This window comes from Aedoeadaptatus acetigenes, from assembly GCF_025566985.1.
GTDB lineage: Bacteria > Bacillota > Clostridia > Tissierellales > Peptoniphilaceae > Aedoeadaptatus > Aedoeadaptatus acetigenes.
In genome coordinates this window covers 76,639-96,776 of record NZ_JAOQJD010000004.1, presented here as the reverse complement: position 1 = coordinate 96,776, position 20,138 = coordinate 76,639, and the positions used below count along the sequence as shown (strand labels likewise).

The 20,138-nt window shown below is 52.0% G+C and carries 21 protein-coding genes; 10 read left to right on the top strand and 11 right to left on the bottom strand.

The window, feature by feature from the left end; translation table 11 throughout:
• Window positions 1–69: 69 nt before the first annotated feature.
• A complete protein-coding gene (locus tag OCV31_RS03075) occupies window positions 70–1,491 on the top strand; it encodes an AlbA family DNA-binding domain-containing protein (protein ID WP_148472507.1) in 1,422 nt (473 codons plus the stop codon).
• Window positions 1,492–1,635: 144 nt separating this feature from the next.
• Here OCV31_RS03075 and OCV31_RS03070 read toward each other — a convergent pair whose 3' ends face one another.
• The 8 genes from OCV31_RS03070 to OCV31_RS03035 form a co-directional block, all read right to left on the bottom strand.
• A complete protein-coding gene (locus tag OCV31_RS03070) occupies window positions 1,636–3,303 on the bottom strand; it encodes a VWA domain-containing protein (RefSeq protein ID WP_148472505.1) in 1,668 nt (555 codons plus the stop codon).
• Between the two features lie 3 nt (window positions 3,304–3,306).
• Complete coding sequence (locus OCV31_RS03065) at window positions 3,307–4,185, bottom strand: AAA family ATPase (RefSeq protein ID WP_148472503.1); 879 nt, start codon at window positions 4,183–4,185, stop codon at window positions 3,307–3,309.
• Window positions 4,186–4,390: 205 nt separating this feature from the next.
• The gene (locus tag OCV31_RS03060) at window positions 4,391–4,885 is read right to left on the bottom strand and encodes a ferritin-like domain-containing protein (RefSeq protein ID WP_148472501.1); all 495 of its coding nucleotides are present in this window, start codon (window positions 4,883–4,885) and stop codon (window positions 4,391–4,393) included.
• Window positions 4,878–5,432, bottom strand: coding sequence for a 2-oxoacid:acceptor oxidoreductase family protein (locus OCV31_RS03055; protein ID WP_148472499.1), 555 nt, complete (start codon window positions 5,430–5,432; stop codon window positions 4,878–4,880). Before OCV31_RS03055 ends, OCV31_RS03060 begins: the two co-directional genes overlap by 8 nt.
• Entirely contained in the window at window positions 5,432–6,178 is a 747-nt protein-coding gene (locus OCV31_RS03050; protein ID WP_148472497.1) for a thiamine pyrophosphate-dependent enzyme, read from the bottom strand. Before OCV31_RS03050 ends, OCV31_RS03055 begins: the two co-directional genes overlap by 1 nt.
• A gap of 1 nt (window position 6,179) precedes the next feature.
• On the bottom strand, window positions 6,180–7,238 hold the full coding sequence (locus OCV31_RS03045) for a 3-methyl-2-oxobutanoate dehydrogenase subunit VorB (protein ID WP_148472496.1): 1,059 nt from the start codon (window positions 7,236–7,238) through the stop codon (window positions 6,180–6,182).
• 12 nt (window positions 7,239–7,250) lie between these two features.
• Window positions 7,251–7,472 (bottom strand): 4Fe-4S dicluster domain-containing protein, encoded by a 222-nt coding sequence (locus OCV31_RS03040; protein WP_108831611.1) that lies wholly within the window; start codon window positions 7,470–7,472, stop codon window positions 7,251–7,253.
• A gap of 12 nt (window positions 7,473–7,484) precedes the next feature.
• Window positions 7,485–8,168 carry a nucleotide-binding protein gene (locus OCV31_RS03035; RefSeq protein ID WP_267303773.1) on the bottom strand — a complete coding sequence of 228 codons (684 nt, stop codon included), beginning with the start codon at window positions 8,166–8,168 and terminating at the stop codon, window positions 7,485–7,487.
• Window positions 8,169–8,374: 206 nt separating this feature from the next.
• Between OCV31_RS03035 and OCV31_RS03030 the strand changes: the two genes are divergently transcribed.
• The 3 genes from OCV31_RS03030 to hcp all read left to right on the top strand — a co-directional run bounded on the left by OCV31_RS03030 (window position 8,375) and on the right by hcp (window position 11,061).
• The gene (locus OCV31_RS03030; protein ID WP_148472492.1) at window positions 8,375–8,707 is read left to right on the top strand and encodes a hypothetical protein; all 333 of its coding nucleotides are present in this window, start codon (window positions 8,375–8,377) and stop codon (window positions 8,705–8,707) included.
• Complete coding sequence (locus tag OCV31_RS03025; RefSeq protein ID WP_267303772.1) at window positions 8,697–9,350, top strand: Crp/Fnr family transcriptional regulator; 654 nt, start codon at window positions 8,697–8,699, stop codon at window positions 9,348–9,350. Before OCV31_RS03030 ends, OCV31_RS03025 begins: the two co-directional genes overlap by 11 nt.
• Before the next feature lie 91 nt (window positions 9,351–9,441).
• Entirely contained in the window at window positions 9,442–11,061 is a 1,620-nt protein-coding gene (hcp, locus tag OCV31_RS03020; RefSeq protein WP_148472488.1) for a hydroxylamine reductase, read from the top strand.
• Window positions 11,062–11,178: 117 nt separating this feature from the next.
• Here the strand turns inward: hcp and panD are convergent, their stop codons facing one another.
• Window positions 11,179–11,562 carry an aspartate 1-decarboxylase gene (gene panD / locus OCV31_RS03015; RefSeq protein ID WP_148472486.1) on the bottom strand — a complete coding sequence of 128 codons (384 nt, stop codon included), beginning with the start codon at window positions 11,560–11,562 and terminating at the stop codon, window positions 11,179–11,181.
• A gap of 199 nt (window positions 11,563–11,761) precedes the next feature.
• On the opposite strand from panD, the gene OCV31_RS03010 reads away from it, so the two are divergent.
• On the top strand, window positions 11,762–12,580 hold the full coding sequence (locus OCV31_RS03010) for a copper amine oxidase N-terminal domain-containing protein (protein WP_148472483.1): 819 nt from the start codon (window positions 11,762–11,764) through the stop codon (window positions 12,578–12,580).
• Window positions 12,581–12,652: 72 nt separating this feature from the next.
• Here the strand turns inward: OCV31_RS03010 and OCV31_RS03005 are convergent, their stop codons facing one another.
• Together OCV31_RS03005 and OCV31_RS03000 are read right to left on the bottom strand one after the other, a co-directional pair.
• Window positions 12,653–13,600 (bottom strand): DMT family transporter, encoded by a 948-nt coding sequence (locus OCV31_RS03005; RefSeq protein ID WP_148472481.1) that lies wholly within the window; start codon window positions 13,598–13,600, stop codon window positions 12,653–12,655.
• Window positions 13,601–13,693: 93 nt separating this feature from the next.
• Window positions 13,694–14,218 (bottom strand): nucleoside/nucleotide kinase family protein, encoded by a 525-nt coding sequence (locus OCV31_RS03000; protein WP_148472479.1) that lies wholly within the window; start codon window positions 14,216–14,218, stop codon window positions 13,694–13,696.
• 159 nt (window positions 14,219–14,377) lie between these two features.
• Between OCV31_RS03000 and gap the strand changes: the two genes are divergently transcribed.
• The 5 genes from gap to eno are packed head-to-tail and all read left to right on the top strand — an operon-like array spanning window position 14,378 to window position 20,138.
• Window positions 14,378–15,388 carry a type I glyceraldehyde-3-phosphate dehydrogenase gene (gene gap / locus OCV31_RS02995; protein WP_148472477.1) on the top strand — a complete coding sequence of 337 codons (1,011 nt, stop codon included), beginning with the start codon at window positions 14,378–14,380 and terminating at the stop codon, window positions 15,386–15,388.
• A gap of 44 nt (window positions 15,389–15,432) precedes the next feature.
• Window positions 15,433–16,611 (top strand): phosphoglycerate kinase, encoded by a 1,179-nt coding sequence (locus OCV31_RS02990; protein ID WP_148472475.1) that lies wholly within the window; start codon window positions 15,433–15,435, stop codon window positions 16,609–16,611.
• Window position 16,612: 1 nt separating this feature from the next.
• Complete coding sequence (gene tpiA, locus OCV31_RS02985; protein ID WP_148472473.1) at window positions 16,613–17,347, top strand: triose-phosphate isomerase; 735 nt, start codon at window positions 16,613–16,615, stop codon at window positions 17,345–17,347.
• On the top strand, window positions 17,340–18,851 hold the full coding sequence (gene gpmI, locus OCV31_RS02980; protein WP_148472471.1) for a 2,3-bisphosphoglycerate-independent phosphoglycerate mutase: 1,512 nt from the start codon (window positions 17,340–17,342) through the stop codon (window positions 18,849–18,851). Before tpiA ends, gpmI begins: the two co-directional genes overlap by 8 nt.
• Window positions 18,852–18,860: 9 nt before the next feature.
• On the top strand, window positions 18,861–20,138 hold the full coding sequence (gene eno, locus OCV31_RS02975; protein WP_148472469.1) for a phosphopyruvate hydratase: 1,278 nt from the start codon (window positions 18,861–18,863) through the stop codon (window positions 20,136–20,138).

Here is a 20,138-nt window from a genome sequence, read left to right as displayed (position 1 = left end):
AATTTATGGGAGAATGGCAAACCGAGGAACATGATATAATAAAATATAATCGCTGAGAGGGGGACTACTTTGAATCTGAAAGATTATCCGGGAGAAACAAATTTGTATGATAAAAAAGAAAAGTTGGAAACGAACAAACCAAAGTCTTGGTTAAAATCTGTATCAGCTTTCGCCAATAGTCGTGGAGGAAAATTATTCTTTGGAGTTAAAGAAGACAATGTCGTTCTCGGGCTTGAAGACTACAAAAAAGACTCTGAAAACATTAGTGAGATTATTAAAACTAAAATGGATTCTGTTCCCGATTTTGACATGGAAATAAAAGAGATAAATGGAAAATTTATTCTGGTTCTAACGATCTTTCCCGGAAAAAATACGCCCTATTTTGTTTTAGATGGTGGTACGAGGACAGCTTACAAAAGGGTGGGCAATCAAAGTATCCCTGCGGATCGAATTGATTTATTTAATCTTTCGTTGAAAGGCGAGCATATCAGTTATGACTCTTTAGAATCGAAAGAAAAATTAGATGATGTGACTTTTAGAGAGCTTTCTCTAGAGTATAAAGAAAGGGTGAACCGGGAGCTTGTCGAAAGAGATTTGAAATCTTTTGGTTTAGTCAATGATGAGGACAAACTTACTAACGCAGGTGCGTTGTTTGCCGATGGATATCAAGTTTATCAATCAAGGGTATTTTGCACACGTTGGAACGGGCTTACAAAGGCAAATGGACGAATGGATGCTTTTGATGATGAAGAATTCGAAGGCAATATCATCTACCTTTTAAAGGCGTCGATGGATTTTGTGAAAAGAAATTCAAAAAAGATGTGGAAGAAGGGGCCCGTTTATCGTGTTGAGTACCCCGATTACCCTGAAAGAGCGGTGCAAGAAGCGCTGGTGAATGCCCTTATTCATAGGGATTATTCGGTGGTTGGAAGTGAAGTCCACGTGGATATTTACGATGATAGATTAGAAATATATTCTCCGGGCGGAATGTGTGATGGTAGTTTTATTCAAGAGCTGGACCCTTTGGATGTATCTTCCATTCGAAGGAATCCAATCTTAGCGGATTTATTTTCGAGAATGGGCTTAATGGAACGGCGGGGCTCCGGTCTTCGCAAAATTGTGGAGGCCTATGAATTGGAGGAGGGCTATCAAAGCAAGTTTATACCGCTATTTCGATCGACGGAATCCTCATTTAGAACCATCCTAAAGAATTTAAATTATGATACCGAAAATGACACCCAAAATGACACCCAAAATGACACTCAAAACAGAAGCAAACGCTTAAAACCCGACGTACGGCGTGAAAAAATCGTTGAGATTATGAGGAATAAGTCGGAAATCACCTCTCTCGAGTTGTCGGAGCTGTTTTCGGTTTCATTAATTACGATAAAAAGGGATCTGAAGAAATTAACAGATGAGAATGTAATTGAGTATGTAGGGAGTGCGAAAGACGGCTATTGGAGCGTAAAAAGTAAAAATGAAGTGGAGTAGCAATTGAATTTTCATAGAAACTCTTTGCGATCAATTGTATGAATTTAATTATCCGATAACAGAATAAGAAGGCAGCCGAGACGTGAACCCGGTTGTTTCGCCATAGGAAAAAGGCGCCGATTTCGGCGCCTTTTTGCGTAGCTACTAATTCATTTTCACCAGTTCTTTTTGGATCCATTTGCCTGCCACGTGGGCGATCTGTTCGATTTTTTGTATTTTCACGAAGCGGTGATGGAACAGTTTTTCCGCGTTGTCCACGTGGTCGCTGTTTAAGAGGGCGAGAATTTTCACGTTTTTTCGTGCCAGGGCGTCCAGGTAGCGGGCGGTGTCGTCGAGGGCCGGCTCTTCAAAATAGGATTTGTTCAGGCGCAGGCCTTTTCCCATGAGGGGATGAAAGTCGCAGGGATTGGCGTCGGTGAGCACGATGGAAAGTTGCGGCCCTTTGCCGTCGAGGAGGACGGGATAGGCCTTGAAAAAGAGGCCGTCCCGATTCCAGCCCATGGATTTGTAGCGGAAGATTTTTTTCATGTCGGCACCGTCGTCGTAGTCTTTCAAGATGGTAATGACGGTGGTGTCTTCCACCGTTTGGTAGCAGAGGATGCGGTTTTGAATGCCGTTGTTTTCCAGGGATTTGGAGAGAATGTAGGCCTCGATGGCGATGGTCGATTCCATGGCCAGGAGGGAGGCGGAGGCGTCGAGGATGAGATCCACGCGAAAGCTCGGCGCCGGGTGCAGGTTTTTCCGCTCGAAGATGGCGGCGCGGTTGGAGATTTCGGCGCGAAAGGCGCGGCGGGAAATGAGCTTGCCCCGGCGTGCCGTCTCGCCGCCCGTGGTGGTGACAGAGGCCAGTTTCAGCTTAAAGGCCCGGGTCAAGTCGCTGATGGCGCGGTTGTAGCTGTTTTTGTTTTCCTGAAATTTCATGAGGTGGCGGCGCACGGTGCGGGCGTTTAATTCCTGATCCTGGCTTTTGTCTTTCTCGTCGATCCCTCGGGTAAAGTAGATGCGGGATTTTCTGTGGCCTTCCGTGCAAATGGCGCGGTTCAGGGCCAGGCTCTTTTCGTCGGAGAAGAGGTTTCTGCCGAAGGTTTTTTCGATTTCCTCTTCCCGGTCTTTTTTTATGCGGCGAAGGAAATTGAAGACGACGGGCATGTCGCCTCCTTCGCCCTCTCTGTGAAACATGCCAGGCACATTGGACCGCTCGATGGAGATGTAACCGGGAATGGAGAAGAGGTGAATGGCGGGAAGCCAAGGCGGCAGGCGCCGGGTGCGTTCTCGGTAGCGAAGGCAGCGGGCGAATAGATCCAGCACATGGGCTTTGAGATTTTCTGCCGTCGTGTCTTCGGGGAGGCGAAGCACGTCGTAGATGGCCGTCTCTTTTTTGTTGAGCTTTTTGTAGGGGCGGCCCAGGATGTCGTGGGTGCGCTTCATTTCCATGGCGTAGAAAAGGGGCACGCGAAGGGCCAGGGTGCGCCGGCGCAGGTCGTGGGCGTCGTCTAAAAAGCGGTGGGCGAAGTCGCGCCTTAAATCCGACAGGACCGGGCGCGCATCGACTTCGCGGCGATAGACGGCTTCTTCCAAGAGGTAGAGGGCGAAGAGATCGTATTTCTCCCGCTGCATTTGGCCGGACCAAGAGGCGAAGAGGCGCTCCAGTGTGTCGGCGCCGAAGTATTTTGCGGCGAGGCCGAGGATGAGGTTTAAGTAGAAATCCGGATTGCCCGCCAGATCTTCCCCGTAGAGAACGGGGGAGAAGTTGTAGTTTTCCGCCCCGGCCCACTGGAGATTGTCGATTCTGTTTTTTCCGTGGCTTTTCATGGGTCAGTCCGTGAGATCGGCGAGGTACAAGGGGGCTTTGAAGCGGGCCTTGAAGAGATCGGCGAGGAGTGCTTCTTCGAAGGGATCGAAGAGCTTGTTTGACAAGGTCATGGCGAGGGCGTCGTTCAGCTCCAGACCTTCTTTTACGAGGTCCAGGGCGTCGAAGAGGCCGCGAATGTCCACGGCGTGGCGGGGGATTTCGTTGGCGGCGGCTTTTTTGTCCATATCCGCTACGAGGCGGGCCAGGTCGCGAACAAAGGCGGGCTTCAGACGCGGGTGGGTCTCCTCGATTAATTGTTTGAGATCACTCTCGACCATGGCGGGCATTTTCAACACGACAAAGCGGGAGAGCAGGGCTTCGTTTAAGTCACGGGTGCCTTCGTAGCCTTCGTTCATGGTGGCGATGAAGCGGGTGGCCGGGTGGATTTTAATGAGGTCGTAGCCGGGCATGTCGATGATGCGGCGGTAGTCCAGGGTGGAGTGGAGCACGGCCAGGGCTTCGTTTTTCGCCATGTTGATCTCATCGAGGACGGCGAAGCCCCCGACTTTCGACGCAACGGTAATGGGGCCTTCTCGGAAGAAGACATTGCCGTCTCTTAAGCTGTCGTCGCCGATGAGGGCCGCGGCGTCGATGCTCATGTGCAGGGACACGTTCCACAACGGCCGCTGAAAAAGCTTGGCCAAATTTTCCGCCAGCACGTTTTTGCCCGTGGACTTTTCGCCGACGAGGAGCAAATTTTTTCCGGATAAAATGGCGGCGGTGGCGGCACGCAGGATGGCTTCGCCGTGGTAGCGGAAGCGGGGATCGGGGATGCGGCTCTTATAGGCTTCGGGGACGGGATTGTTTTCGATAAATGCTTGAATAGGGTCTGTTTGATTCATGTTCATCTCTCATTTGTTTTTCACTTCAGTTTGCGTTCAATACATGAACGAGTGGTCTTATATGTATTGTACCACGAAATTCTGCCGCCGTTTATGGGGAGTCTCATAGATAAAGCGGCGAGCGGAAATTTGCCTTGAACAAACAAAGAAAGTGCAACGAAAAAAGCCCGCCGAAGCGGGCTCTTTCGTAAGGAAACTCTTCTCTCTAGAAGGGTTCAAAGTTTTGCATGTTCCACCATTCTTGTTGGTAGATGTCGTATTGTTTTTGAAGGGTTTCGACGTGGCTTTCTTCCCATTTGGCTAAGATGTCGAAAAGCTTTTTGGATTCTTCGCTTTCAACTTTGTCTTTTGCTTCGGTGTAGAACTTCACGGAATCTTTTTCCATGTTCAGGCCTACGGAGAAGACGGTAACTGCCAGGCGAACCATGTCTTCGTCTACCTTGTCCCATTTGAAGATGCCCGGAGAGGGAACTTCTTTTTTCAGGGTTTCGGGATCGAAGTTAATGCTTCTGGAGTCGTCGATGAGCTTTTCGGAAAGGCTCTTTAAATATTCGATGTGATCTTCTTCTTGGCGGGCCAAGTCTAAGAGCGCGTCTTTCGTCGAAGAGGGAGCGAATTTATCTGCAGACAGTTTGTAGAATTCAGCGCCTTCCACTTCGTTGAGCATGGCTTGTCTTAAGATTTCAACTTCATTACGCATTGAGGATCTCCTTCATTTTGTTTTCGCCGAATTTCAGGGCATCTAAGTTCATCTTCATGATCTTTTCGCCTTTTTTGCCGTAGAGTTTGTCGACGGCTTTTTCAAGGGCTTCTTGGCTAACCATGTTCAGGACCGTGTTAAATGCGCCGATCATGATCATGTTGAGAACTCTCGGGTTGCCGTATTCTTCGGTTAATTGGTTGACGGGCAGGTGGTGAGAAGTGATGTCTTTTCTGGAGGTGTCCTTGCTGACCAGGGAGCTGTTAATGAAAATGTGGCCGCCCGGTGCGACGTAGGATTCGAATTTGTCCAGAGAAGGTTCGTTCATAACGATGGCTGCATCGGCGGTAGAAATGTTCGGTGCGCCGATGGGTTCGTCGGAAATAATAACGGAGCAGTTCGCAGCGCCACCACGCATGGCGGGACCGTAGGAAGGTAACCAGGATACGTGTTTGTCATCGAACATGCCGGCATAGGTCAATAATTGGCCGATACCCATAACGCCTTGGCCGCCGAAGCCGGAAACAATTACTCTGTTTGTAGTCATTATAGATCCTCCCCGTTACGCAGATTTCCTAAAGGATAGTAGGGAATCATGTTTTCTTCTAACCATTTCAACGCTTCTGCCGGCGGGTAACCCCAGTTGGTCGGGCAAGCGGAAAGAACTTCGACGATACCGAAGCCTTTGCCTTCTAATTGAATTTCGAAGCAGCGTTTGATGGCTTTTTTCGCTTTGCGGATGTTTGCCGGTGTGTTCACTGCAACACGTTCGACGAATTTTGCGCCGTCGATGGTAGCGAGCATTTCGGCAATGCGAATGGGGCGTCCGGACCAGTCTACTTGACGACCGGTGGGAGAAGTGGTGGTCTTTTGGCCGATCAGGGTCGTGGGGGCCATTTGGCCGCCGGTCATACCGTAGATGGCGTTGTTAACGAAGATGGTGGAAATCTTTTCGCCGCGGTGAGCCGCTTGAACGATTTCGCCGGAACCGATGGATGCCAAGTCGCCGTCGCCTTGGTAGGTGAAGACGAATTTGTCCGGAGTGGAGCGTTTAATACCGGTAGCGACAGCCGGTGCACGGCCGTGGGCTGCTTCGTACATGTCGCAGTTGAAGTATTTGTATGCGAGTACGGCACAACCGACCGGTGCAATCCCGATGGCGTTGCCGGTAAGGCCTAATTCTTCCAAGCATTCAGCCACGAGTTTGTGGATAACGCCGTGAGTACAGCCGGGGCAGTAGTGTGTAGGGACATCGGTTAATGCTTTGCTTTTCGAATAGATGAGTTTTTCCATTTTACGCCTCCAATAACTTTAAAGCTACGTCTGCGATTTCTTCAGCCGTGGGGATCATACCGCCTTGGCGTCCGTAGAATTCAACGGGGATTCTACCGAGGACGGAGAGACGTACGTCTTCGACCATTTGACCTTGGTTTAATTCCACGTCTAAGATGACCTTACAGTTGTCACCGATTTTGTCGTAAGCTGTGTCGGGGAAAGGCCAGAGGGTAATGGGACGGACATAACCGACCTTGTAACCTTTAGCTTTCAATAATTCGCCGGCGGACTTACAAATACGGCTGGTGGTACCGAATGCGGTGAAGACGATATCGGCATCTTCGACATCGATCACTTCGGCGCGTTTTTCGTTTTCAACGATGGCTTTGTATTTTTCGATGAGCTTCTTGTTGTGCGCTTCCAATTCATCGGGAGAGAGGAAGAGGGAGTTGATGATGTGGGGTTCCCGTTTGCCTTCGGTACCGGTGGCTGCCCAGTCGGATTTGTCGAAGGTCTTGGTTTCGAATTCCTTGAATTCGATGGGTTCCATCATTTGGCCGAGCATACCGTCGCCGCACATGATGACCGGGGTACGGTATTGGTCAGCTAAGTCGAAGCCTAAGTGGATTAAGTCGACCATTTCTTGGATGGATGCCGGTGCTAAGGTTAAGGTACGATAGTCGCCGTTACCACCGCCGCGCGTGGATTGGAAATAGTCGGTTTGAGACGGTTGGATGGAGCCGAGGCCCGGGCCGCCACGCATCATGTTGATGATCATGCAGGGAAGTTCGCAAGCAGCGATGTAGCTGATGCCTTCTTGCATAAGGGATACCCCGGGAGAAGAGGAGCTGGTTGCTACGCGGGTACCGGTACCGGCGGAACCGTAAAGCATGTTAATAGCTGCAACTTCCGATTCGGCTTGCAGGAAAGTACCGCCGATCTTCGGCAGTTCTCTTGCTAAGTATTCGGGAACTTCGGATTGAGGTGTGATGGGGTAGCCAAAATATGTTTTGCAACCGGCAGCGATAAGTGCCGCGCCGACAGCTTCGTTACCTTTGATTAGAATTTTTTCAGACATGTGAGACTCCTTTCACTCTTCGATGCGGTAGACGCTGATGACAGAGTCGGGGCAGATGATCGCACAGGATGTGCATGCGATACAATCATCCGGGTTTTTTGCGTAGGCAGGTCTGTAGCCCTTCGGGTTTAATTCGTCGGTTTTAAGAGCCAAGACATCCTTGGGGCAGACAGAGACGCATAGGGCGCAACCCTTGCAGTACTCTTGATCGAAAGTGACTTTTCCTTTTGCCATTGGTTTTCCTCCTTATAGCATCCATTGATCTCGGAAATAGAGATCGATGGGAAGAATATACAGATCGTTCGTACGCGCTTTGACCTCGTCGACCAAATTGCTCATGCAGACCGTGCCCAAGAGGGGCAAGCCCGTTTGGTCGCTGACCGCTTCGGCCAACTTCAGGCCTTCGATGACGTCGTCGGCCGTGGTGTGTTTCAGGAAGTGGGCAGTGTTAAACAAACCGGTAATTTGTGTTCCGCTCGTCGCCTGGGTGTCTTCCATAAATTTGATGACTTGCTCAGGTGTTTTCGTTTCCGGGCGGTTGGAGTTAATGACAAAGATTTGTTCGTAACCCGTTTCCTCCAACGTGGGGCGATAGCGTGCGAGGGCGCGAGCACCGGAGGGATTTCCGCCGACGTCGACGATGACCCGCGTGCTTTTGTCCAAAAGAATCGCGTCGATCGCCGGATCCAGCGCGGGAATATCCACGGCTCTTGCCTTGACGCCGGTCGAGAGGGTGCGGATCCCCTTTTCATTCATGAGATCGTCCTTGTCTCTGATCCGGAAATAGGTATTAATAATATCTAAATCCACGACCGCCACCTCTTCGTTGTCCTCGCGTAATTTGAGGGCCAAGTTGATGGACATTTCCGTTTTACCGCTACCGAAATGGCCGGTAATAATGAGAATCCTGTGATGCTTCTTCCAATCCATAGTTTCTTCCTTTCTTAAAGAATCGCAGCGAGAAAACATTAATCAATCGGGTAACGTTTTCTGCTAAAGACAATATACCATATAAAAGATAATAACGAAAGGAGTGACTTCAATTTAGCAAATTACATCTATTTTTTCGGCAAATAGTTTAAGAAGTGGCGTTTTCGGTTATTTTTATAGTAAGATATCTGTTCAGGGAGGGCCATATGAGAAAACATTCATTGAACACCCGTAGTATAAATGATAACAAGGGATTAAAAAAATCTTCAGAGATAGAAAATGCGGTGCGCCGTTTCAAGAAGCGGGAGCAGGAGAAGGTCTTGCCCCTTCTCGGGAAAAAGGCGTCGGCGGCGATGGCGGCGGCCTTTTTGCGCAGCCTTTCAAACAGGCGCAGGTCCCTGTATCTTTCCCGAAGGATTCAACGGGCCAGGCTTTCGTCCCGCAGGCGCTTTTTTACCGAGGCCGATCTGTCCCGGGCCGTGCACGATACGAGTTTTCGTCTGCGCCGGATGAGACGAGGTGAAGGGCGTGGCCGATAAAAACAATCTATTCTCAGGTGTAAATGAGAAAGACTTAAGGGCCCATTTAACGAAATACGGCGCAAGGGAGAAAGAAATTCCCGCCGACGATTATGTTTTTCGCGAAGGCGACGAGGCGAAGGGGCTATTCATCCTTCTCGACGGGGCCGTGGAAGTGGAGAAAAACGATTTTTCCGGTAAGCGGCAAATGGTGAATCGCTTTCGGGAAAAGGACACGGTCTTCGGCGAGGTGTATCTCTTTTTAGAAGACAGGCCCTACGATTTCGCTTGCCGCGTCGTGAAAGACAGTCGCCTGCTCTTTGTGCCGAAGGATGCCTTCGATCCCGCGAGGGGCGCCGTGGCACAGCAGTTGGTGGCCAATATGCTCAGGGTGCTGGCGAAGAAGGCGTATTTTCTCAATCAAAAAATGGTGGTGCTGTCGGCGGGGAGCATGGAAAAAAAGATCGCCCGCCACCTGCTCTTTGTGAATCCCACGGGCGAAGATTTTGAGCTGATGAACCGGGAGGCCCTGGCCGATTACCTGGCCGTGCCCCGGCCCTCTCTGTCTCGCACCTTGATGAAAATGCATCGGGAGGGCTTGATCGACTTGGATGGACGTAAGGTGTCCTTCGATCCGGAAAATTTGGAAAGTTTATTATTTTAATCGCCGCGACGTAACAAAAGTTACGTCTATTTTTTTTGCCGGGGTCTATACTGAAACTACGATAAAGCAAAGAAGAATTAGGAGGTAGCACATGTTTTGTTTTCAATGTCAGGAAACAGCCGGCAATAAAGGCTGTACGGTAAAAGGGGTCTGCGGAAAGACGAAAGACGTGGCGGATCTGCAGGACCTGCTCATTTACGTCACCAAGGGCCTGGCCCAAGTGGCAAATCGCAAGGGGGATTTAGGCGATAAGAAAGAAGCGGTACAAGACCGCATCGCCGACAATCTCTTTACCACCATTACCAACGCGAATTTCAATCCGAAGACGGTGGAAGATTACATCGTAAAGACCCTGGATATGAAGAAGGAATTGGCCCAAGGCATGAGCGATCTTCCCGCCGAAGCCGCATTCGACGTGCGGGAAGGGCTCACGGAAGCGGCGAAGGCCGATGCCATCGGCGTCCTCGCCACGAAGGACGAAGACATTCGCTCTCTTCGCGAGCTCATTACCTACGGCTTAAAGGGCACCGCCGCCTACACTCGCCACGCCAATGTGCTGGGCTTTAGAGACGACGAAGTCCACGCATTTATGGCGGAAGCGCTGGAAAAGATCACCGACGACAGCCTGTCGGTGGACGATCTCGTAGCCCTCACCTTAAAGACCGGCGAAAACGGCGTGAAGGCCATGGCCTTATTGGATGAAGCCAACACGACGAAGTACGGCCATCCGGAGATCACGGAAGTATCCCTCGAGCCGCGGAACAATCCCGGGATTTTAATCTCCGGCCACGATTTAAAGGACATGGAAGCGCTCCTCGAACAAACGAAAGGCACCGGCGTGGACGTCTACACCCACTCGGAAATGCTCCCCGCCAATTACTATCCCGCATTTAAAAAATACGATCACTTCGTGGGCAATTACGGCGGCAGCTGGTGGCATCAAAAAGAAGAATTCGCCTCCTTCAACGGCCCGATTCTCATGACCACCAATTGCATCGTGCCCCCGAAAGACGACAGCTACCTGGATCGCCTCTACACCACCGGTGTGGCAAGCTATCCCGGCGCGAAATTCATCGACGAAGACGAAAAAGGCCACAAGGATTTCAGTGCCATTATCGAACAGGCCAAGGGATGCAAAGCGCCTGAAAAAATCGAAGAAGGCACCCTCGTCGGCGGCTTCGCCCACAATCAAGTCTTCGCTCTCGCGGATAAAGTGGTGGATGCGGTAAAGAGCGGCGCCATTAAGAAATTCGTGGTCATGGGTGGCTGCGACGGGCGCCAAAGGGACCGCAATTACTACGAAGAATTTGCCAAGGCCCTGCCTGAAGATACGGTAATTTTAACGGCGGGCTGCGCCAAGTACCGCTACAACAAACTGCACATGGGCGACATCGGCGGCATTCCCCGCGTACTGGACGCCGGCCAATGCAACGACTCCTACTCCCTGGCCGTCATCGCCATGAAGCTGCAGGAAATCTTCGGACTCGCGGACATTAACGAACTTCCCATCGTCTACAACATCGCCTGGTATGAACAAAAGGCCGTCATCGTTCTTCTGGCCCTCTTGTCTCTGGGCGTGAAAAACATTCACCTTGGCCCGACTCTGCCCGCCTTCTTAAGCGAAAATGTGGTAAAGGTCCTGGTTGAAAACTTCAACATCGCTCCCAACGGGACCGTGGAAGAAGACATTCAAAACCTGATTTTGTCCTAAGGATATGCACAAAAAAAGAAGGAAGGGGGAAGCCTTCCTTCATCATTCTATTGAAACCCGCCTCGAGGCGGGTTTTTTCGTGGGCCGATTGATCATCCGGCCTTATTATCAATAGCTTTAAGACAAGGTGCCGCGTTTTTCGTAGGTCGCGATTTGCTTGATGCCGTTGTTTTCGTCCACGAAGACCACCTTCGGCGCGTAGTCCGTAAGCTCCTCCGCTTCGTAGGCGGCGTAGCTCATAATAATCACCTTGTCTCCCACAGAGACCAGTCGCGCGGCGGCGCCGTTTAAACAAATCACGCCGCTGTTTCGCTCGCCGGCAATGGTGTAGGTTTCCAAACGGGATCCGTTGTCGATGTCCACCACTTGCACCTTCTGATACTCTCTAATGCCCGAGGCCTCCAGGAGTGCCTCATCGATGGTAATGCTTCCCACATAGTTAAGTTCAGCTTGGGTCACCGTCGCCCGGTGAATTTTGCCCTGTAACATTTCTACTTGCATAATTCTCCTTATAAAATTGTCGGCGGAAATTCCGCTGTGTCTTCCTGCCCCTTAAAGGGCGAGTATCGTTTAAAAAAATACGATCTCCGGGAAATACTATACGCCGTTGAAAGGCTGAATGCAATTTATTTTTATCGGTTGTATTTTTATCGGGGGGGGTACAATACTAATGTAGATACTGTTGTAGGAAGGAGAAAACATGAAAAAATTTATACTTATTTTGCTGGCTCTGTGCTTTATTCCCGCCTTGGCCTTTGCCAACGGCCCGGAAGATGACGACGAATATCCCATCGACGTCTACATTAAGGGCAAACAAGCCGCCATGTACGAAAGCTTCACCGGCGTGGAAATGAAGGACAATCGCGTGACCCTTCCCGTTCGCGTCGTCGCCGAAGGCCTGGGCGGAAAAGCGGACTGGAACGAAAAGACCCGAGAAGTTACCTTGACCCACGACAAGAACGTGGTGGTCATGACCATCGGCAAGAAAGCCTACACGATCAACGGCGTAAAGAAGACCATGGACACGGTGCCGCGGATTTCCAAAAACCGCACCTATCTGCCCATGCGTTTCGTCTCCGAAGCCCTCGGCGTGAAGGTTCAATGGGACGAAAAGAACCGCACGGCCCTGTTTGGTGACATGGAAATCGGCAAGAAGGTGAAGGGCGAAAAAATTCAGGTCTATAAAAACGTCACCGTCACCATTCCCGAAGACAAGAAAGACATGTTCCTGTACAAGGAAGAAAAAATGGATGACGGCTTTTTGAGAAAGAGCCTGTACGAAAAGAAAAACCACGCCGCCGATGAAGCCATCGGTTGGGTGGGCTGCTTCGACATCGCCGACAAACCGGAAGGCGACATTCCCTCTTACGTCGTGGGACGGATCGGGGATAAGTATTTGATCTTTATCTGCGCCTCCGACGTGCAAACCAGCTTGGAAAACAAGGAATTACAAAAAGCCTACAATGACGCGCGAAAAGAATTGCCGGAAATTCTTTCCACTGTTGAAATCGCTCATTAAACAAAGATTTTATATAGAAAAAAGCGGAGGTTCGCGCCTCCGTTTTTTCGTGCCCCGAAAGGCTGTTTGTATTTATTTTTCCGCGAGGGCTTTTTGCTCCCGGCGGTGCTGTTCGTAAATAATCAAACTCGATGCCGCGGCGATGAGGAGGATGCCGAAGATTTCGTGTTTGTAAATAATGTCTCCGAGAAAGATCGCCGCCAGGATCGGCGAGAGAATGGGTTTTACGAAAAAGACCAGAGAGGACACGGCCACGGGATTGGTTTCCACGGCGAAGAGGTGGCTGGCAAAGCCAAGGCCCGTGACAAAGACGGAGATGTAGAGAAGAATGAGGATGTTGTCCGAGGCGATGCCGCTCAGAATGGGAATATTCGCGAAGACATCGAGACCCGCGGATTTCAGCGCGCCGGCTACGGGGGCCGTGCGTGAGATCATGATCAAGATGAAAAGTTCCGCCACGCCGAAGAGGAAGGAGCGGGAGGTAATGGTGGGCGCCTTAAAGGGGGCGTCTTTGTAGAGGATTTTTCCCACCAAGGCGTAGAAGGAAAAGGAAAGGGCGGAGATCAACACGATGACGACGCCCAAGAGGGAGCCCTTGAAGTGGGCGGGATTAACGAGCACGAGAAAGCCCACGAAGGAAAGGCCCACGGCGAAGAGCATGGGCCGGTTCATTTTTTCCGTCGTAAAGAAATGGGCCAGGAGCATGGAGAAAAAGGTGTTGGCGCAAAAGAGCACGCCGGCCACGTGGGCGTCGAGGAAGGAAACGGACAAGGTGTAGAAGGTCATGGACACGACGATGCACAAAAAGCCCGTAAAGGCGAAGTGGAGGTAGTCTTTCTTCACCAATTTGTATGTAAGCGTTGAAAGCTCTTTGCGGCTAATGGGATAGAGCAGTATCCCCGCCACCAGAAAGCGGATGAAATTTAATTGAACGGGATTAAAGGCGCCGCCGGTAAATTTAATGGCGACCTCCATGGACGAAAACAAAAATGCAGCTGCGAACACGTATAAGTAATTCATAATGTCACCCCGAACCATTCTATCAAAAATTTCATAGAGCGGCGGAAAAAAAGAAGAAAAATTCGGTGAAACGAAAAAATTTTCGAAAGGGCGCTACTTTTTTCTTTCCCGAATGGCCTTTTTTATGACTGCGACCAATTCGCTGAACACCGCTTCCTCGCTTCCCGAGGCGTCGAGGGTGGCGTCGCATTGAAGATCGAAGTGTTCTTTGTCGAAGCGATCTTCTTCCCGGCGCTTCACGAGGCGGGCGTGGCGGGTGGCTTCATCCAGGCGAAGGCCGATGACATAAGCCCCTTCGGCGCGAAGCGCCTCCGCCCCCTTGGCGTCTAAAATCACGACGGCGTGGCGCGTATCGCTCCCGATAATCGAAAGAAGATCCGCCTTCGGGATGCCGTAGCGCGCGCCGTGAATGGCGGTGGGAGCCAAGAGCTCTCCCTTTTTGAGACAGGCGTCGTAGTTTTTTTCGTCGAGAAAATAGTAGTCCCGGCCGTGGATTTCTCCCGCCCGAGGCGGCCGCGTGGTGGCGGTAATAATTTTTTCAAAGTTTTTTTCGCGGGCCAAGTGGGCGGCTTGGGTGGTTTTTCCCGATCCGGAGGGGCCCTGGAGGACGAAGAGCATAATTTGTCCTTTCTATTTTTCATTGCATATCGCAATGAAGAGCAGTTTCTGATATGATGAAACGGATGGATTTTTATGACCGAAGGCGGTGATTATGCCCGCCTTTGGGTATCATTTAAACAGATAACATTCGGTAACAATCGATACAAGGAGGATACAATGACTATTCGTGTAGGTGTTAATGGGTTTGGCCGCATCGGCCGCGACGTGGTTCGCGGAATTTGCTTACGAGACGACCTGCCCTTCGAGTTGGTTCAATTAAATGCCAGTGGGGACTGGGAACTCATGGCCCATCTGTTCCGCCACGACACCATTTACCGCAACTACCCCGGCACTGTGAAGGTCACGGACAAGGGCTTTAACATCGACGGCAAAGACATTATTATTTCCGACGAACGGGATCCTGAAAACATTCCTTGGAAAGAAAACAAGGTGGACATCGTCATCGACACCACCGGCGCATTTAAAGACCGCGAAGGCGCGGAAAAACACTTTAAGGCCGGCGCGAAGAAGGTCATCGTCTCGGCGCCGACCAAGGGCGAAGACATTACCATCGTTATGGGTGTCAACAGCGATCTGTACGACAACGAAAAACACCACTTCCTGTCCAACGCGTCCTGCACCACCAACTGCATGGCGCCGGTGACAAAGATTATACTGGATACCTTCGGCATTGAAAAGGGCATGATGACCACGGTCCACGCCTATACCAACGACCAAAAGATCCACGACGCTAAACACAAAAAAGACTGGCGCAGAGCCCGTGCGGCGGCGGAAAATATCATCCCCACCTCCACCGGCGCGGCCAAAGCCGTGGCACAGGTCTTGCCGGAACTTGCAGGCAAACTTGACGGCCACGCCCTTCGCGTGCCCGTGCCCACGGGATCCATTACGGACATGGTTTTTGAACTGAAAAAACCCGCCACGGTAGAAGAAATTAACGCAGCCATTAAGAAGGCGGCGGAAGGCCCCATGAAGGGAATTTTGGAATATACGGAAGAGCCCATCGTCTCCTCCGACATTATCGCCAATCCCCACGCTTCGATTTTCGACGCGTCCCTTACCTTGGCCCACGGCAATTTCGTGAAGCTCTTCTCCTGGTACGACAATGAATGGGGTTATAGCCAAAGAGTCATCGACTTGGCAAGCTTAGTTGCAGAAAAGATGTAATAGGAAGTCGAGCTCTTCGGGGGCTCGATTTTTTTGGAGGAATTATGGATTTAAAACAATTGGACGTTCAGGATAAACGCGTCTTGGTGCGCGTGGATTTTAATGTGCCGGTAAAAGACGGCAAGGTGACGGACGTGACCCGCATCGAAGCGGCCCGCCCCACCATCGACTACCTTCTGGATAAGGGCGCATCGGTGATTTTAATGAGCCACCGTGGTCGCCCCAAGGGCACCTACGACGAAGCTTTTTCCATGGAGCCCGTGTTGAAGGCGGCGGAAAAAGTGCTGGATCACAAGATCATTCCCATGTTCTCCGGCGCCGTGGTGGACGAAAATGTGCTCCGCATGGCCCGTGAATTGAAACCGGGTGAGATCGGCCTTTTGGAAAATCTGCGCTTCAGAAACGAAGAAAAGAAAAACGACGACACATTTGCCGATGAGCTGGCCTCTCTCGCCGACTGCTACGTCAACGACGCCTTCGGCACGGCCCACCGTGCCCACGCATCCAATGTGGGCATCGTGAAGAAATTGCCCGCCGCTTTAGGCTTTTTAATGGGCAAGGAAGTGCGGGTGCTTTCCGATTTAATCGAAAAACCCAAGCGTCCCTTTATGGCGATATTAGGCGGCGCCAAGGTGAGCGATAAAATTTCCGTTATCGACAATTTAATGAATGTGGTGGACGAGATCTTTATCGTCGGCGCCATGGCCAACACCTTCCTTTTGGCGAAGGGCCACGACATGGGCGCATCCCTCGTGGAAGCCGACGAAGTGGATCACGCCAAGGAACTCATGGCCAAGGCCGAGAAAAAAGGCGTGGCGTTGAATCTCCCCGTGGATTTGGTCGTTGCCAAGGGCATCGACCAACCGAAGACCGCCCGCACTGCGTCTTTGGACGATATTCAGGCCGACGAAATGGCTTTGGATATCGGCGAAGAAACGGTGAAGGCTTACGGCGAAGGATTGAAGCAAGCCAAGTCCGTTGTGTGGAACGGGCCGGCCGGGGTCTTTGAAACGGCCCCCTTCGATAAGGGCACCGTGGCCCTGGCGAAAATCCTCGGCGATTTAGATGCCGAAGTGGTTATCGGCGGCGGCGATTCCGCGGCGGCCATTAAGCAGGCTGGCCTGGAAGATGCGATGAGCCACATCTCCTCCGGCGGCGGCGCCAGCTTGGAATTTTTGGAAGGAAAAGTCCTTCCCGCCATTGCCGTCATGGAAGAGGTGTAAGATGAGACGCTTGTTAATTGCCGGAAACTGGAAAATGAACACCACCGTAGGCGAAGGCGAAGCTTTGGCCGAAGCCCTTCGGGACGTGGACACAAATTCCTTGGACGTCCTCGTGGCCCCGCCTTTTACCCATATCGACCGGGTGGCCAGGGCACTTGAGGGCACAAAGGTATTCATCGGCGCGCAAAATGTCTCCGAAGACACTTACGGCGCCCACACCGGGGAGATTGCGGCGGAAATGCTCGCGGATCTTTCCGTGGACTACGTCATCGTGGGGCACAGCGAATGCCGTGGCCGCGGCGAAGAAGACGCCACCGTGGCGAAAAAAGCCGCCCGCGCATTGGATGCGGGGCTTCTTCCCATTATCTGCTTCGGCGAAAGCGAAGAAATCTACGGATCCGAGGGGCGCGTGGACTTTTTAAAGAAACAAGTAGAAGCTTCCCTTGAGGGAATTAAAGATTTAGATAAAATTACTTTGGCCTACGAACCCATTTGGGCCATCGGCACGGGTAAAACCGCCGATGCCGCCGATGCCGATGAAGTGATCGGCCAGGTGCGGGCCGCTCTGGATCCCGCCATTCGGGATAAAGTGCGGATTCTCTACGGCGGAAGCGTAAAGTCTTCCAATGTGGCGGGCTTTGTGGCGACGGAAAACATCGACGGCGTACTCGTCGGCGGCGCCAGCTTAAAGGCCGACGAATTTAAGGCCATCGTTCGGGAGGCGTCCCATGGTTAAGCCCATGCTTTTGGCCATATTGGACGGCTTGGGCCTCGCCGAAGCGGGGCCGAACAATGCTTTTTACATGGCCGATACGCCCTTTTTAGATAGCCTTATGGAAAAAGGCTACGGCAAGCTCGAGGCATCCGGCGAAGCTGTGGGCCTGCCCGCGGGGCAAATGGGAAATTCCGAAGTGGGCCACACGAATATCGGTGCCGGCCGCATCGTGTATCAGGAGCTCACCCGCATTACGAAAGATGCGAAGGACGGCACATTGGCCGAAAATGTGGTGCTGAAAGAAGCCTTTGATAAGGCGAAGGAATCGGCCCTCCATTTGGTGGGCCTGCTCTCCGACGGCGGCGTCCACTCCCATCGGGACCATCTCTACGCTCTGATTCAATTGGCGAAGGCGGCGGGTGTGGAAAAAATCTATATCCACGCGATCTTAGACGGCCGGGACGTGGCCCCGACGGCGGCGTGGGAAGAAGTGAAGGCCCTTCAGGCCAAGCTGGACGAATGGGGCACCGGGGAGATCGTGAGCCTCGTGGGCCGCTACTACGCCATGGACCGGGACAATCGCTGGGAACGGGTGGAAAAAGCCTACGACCTCTTTACATCGGGCGTGGGCCGCGCATACAATGATTTCGATTCGGTCTTTGCCCTTTCCTATTCGGCGGACAACACCGACGAATTTTTCGAGCCCGCTTATCTTGAGCGGGATAACAAGGCCGTGGGCCGCATGGAAGACGGCGACGTGTTCTTGTTCTACAATTTCCGCCCGGACCGGGCCAGAGAAATCGTGCGTACCTTTGCCGATGAAGCATTCGATCAATTCGAGCGAAAGGTCTATCCCTCCATGCACGTGGTCACCATGATCGACTACGACGACACGATCCCCAACACCCACGTGATCTATCCCAAGGAAGAAATTAAAGACACCTTCGGCGAAGTCCTGTCTCGGGAAGGCCTGAAGCAGCTGCGCATCGCCGAGACGGAAAAATACGCCCACGTCACTTTCTTTTTAAACGGCGGCAGGGAAAATCCCCTGAAAGGGGAGTACCGCATTTTAATTCCCTCGCCGAAAGTGGCCACCTACGATTTGGAACCGGGGATGCGGGCGGAGCTGGTGAGCAGCCACTTAATCAACGCCATCGAAAAGGATCTAGCCGATGTCTACATCGTGAACTATGCCAACCCCGACATGGTGGGCCACACGGGAAATCTCGATGCGGCCATTCAAGCCGTGGGCGTGGTGGACAAATGCCTTGAATCCGTTGTGGGCGCCATTGGCAAAAAAGGCGGACGGGCTCTGATTACGGCGGATCACGGCAATTGCGACGTGATGAAGGACGGGGCGGGAAATCCCGTCACCTCCCACACCACCAATCCCGTGTTCCTCATTCCCGTGGGATTTGAACGCGAACTGAATGACGGCGTCCTCGCCGACATCGCCCCCACCATGTTGGAGGAGCTGAATATAAAACAACCCGAGGCCATGACCGGCCGCAGTTTATGGAAATAAGGAGCAAATATGAGCAGCATTATTGAAGTTTATGGTCGCGAAGTTTTAGACAGCCGCGGAAACCCCACGGTGGAAGTGGAAGTGTACACGGCGGCCGGCGGTTTCGGACGGGCCATCGTTCCCTCCGGCGCCAGCACCGGCGCCTACGAAGCCATCGAATTGCGCGACGGCGACGATCGCTACATGGGCAAGGGCGTGGAAAATGCCGTGGCCCACGTGAACGAAGTCATCGCACAGGAAATTCTCGGCTACGACGTCTTGGATCAATTGGGCATCGACGAAGCTCTCTTGGACTTGGACGGCACGGAAAACAAGGCGAAGCTCGGGGCCAATGCCATTTTAGGCGTGTCTCTCGCCGTGGCCAAGGCCGCTGCAGACGAATTGGGCCTACCCCTGTATCAATACATCGGCGGCGTCGGCGCCCGCACCTTGCCCGTACCCATGATGAATATTTTAAATGGCGGGGAACACGCCGATAACAATGTGGACATTCAGGAATTTATGATTATGCCCGTAGGCGCAGAAAGCTTTAAAGAAGGCCTGCGCATGGGCGCCGAAGTGTACCACCATCTGAAAAAGGTCATTAAATCCAAGGGCCTTTCCACCGGCGTCGGCGACGAAGGCGGTTTCGCCCCCGACTTAAAGAGCAATGTGGAAGCTTTGGAACTCATCGTGGAAGCCGTGAAAGAAGCGGGTCTCGTGCCGGGAGAAGACATCGTCTTTGCCCTGGATGTGGCTGCATCGGAAATGTACGATAAAGACAAAAAGGTCTACGTCTTAAAGGGCGAAGGCAAGGAGCTTACGGCGGAAGAAATGGTGGCCTGGTACGAAGACATAACGAGCCGCTTCCCCGTGAAGAGCATCGAAGACGGGCTGGACGAAGACGATTGGGAAGGCTGGAAAATGCTCACCGAACGCCTGGGCGAGAAGATTCAATTGGTAGGCGACGATTTATTCGTCACCAATGTGAAGCGCCTGGCGCGGGGCATTGAAGAAGGCGTGGGCAATTCCATTTTGATCAAGCTCAATCAAATCGGCAGCCTGAGCGAAACCATCGATGCCGTGAACATGGCCCACAGAGCCTCCATGACGGCGGTGATCAGTCACCGAAGCGGCGAAACGGAAGATGCCACCATCGCCGATTTGGCCGTGGCCTTAAACACGGGACAAATTAAAACCGGCGCGCCGGCGAGAACCGATCGCGTCGCCAAGTACAATCAACTCCTTCGCATCGAAGATGAATTGGGCGAACTGGCCCGCTACGAGGGAAGAAATCTGTTTAGATAA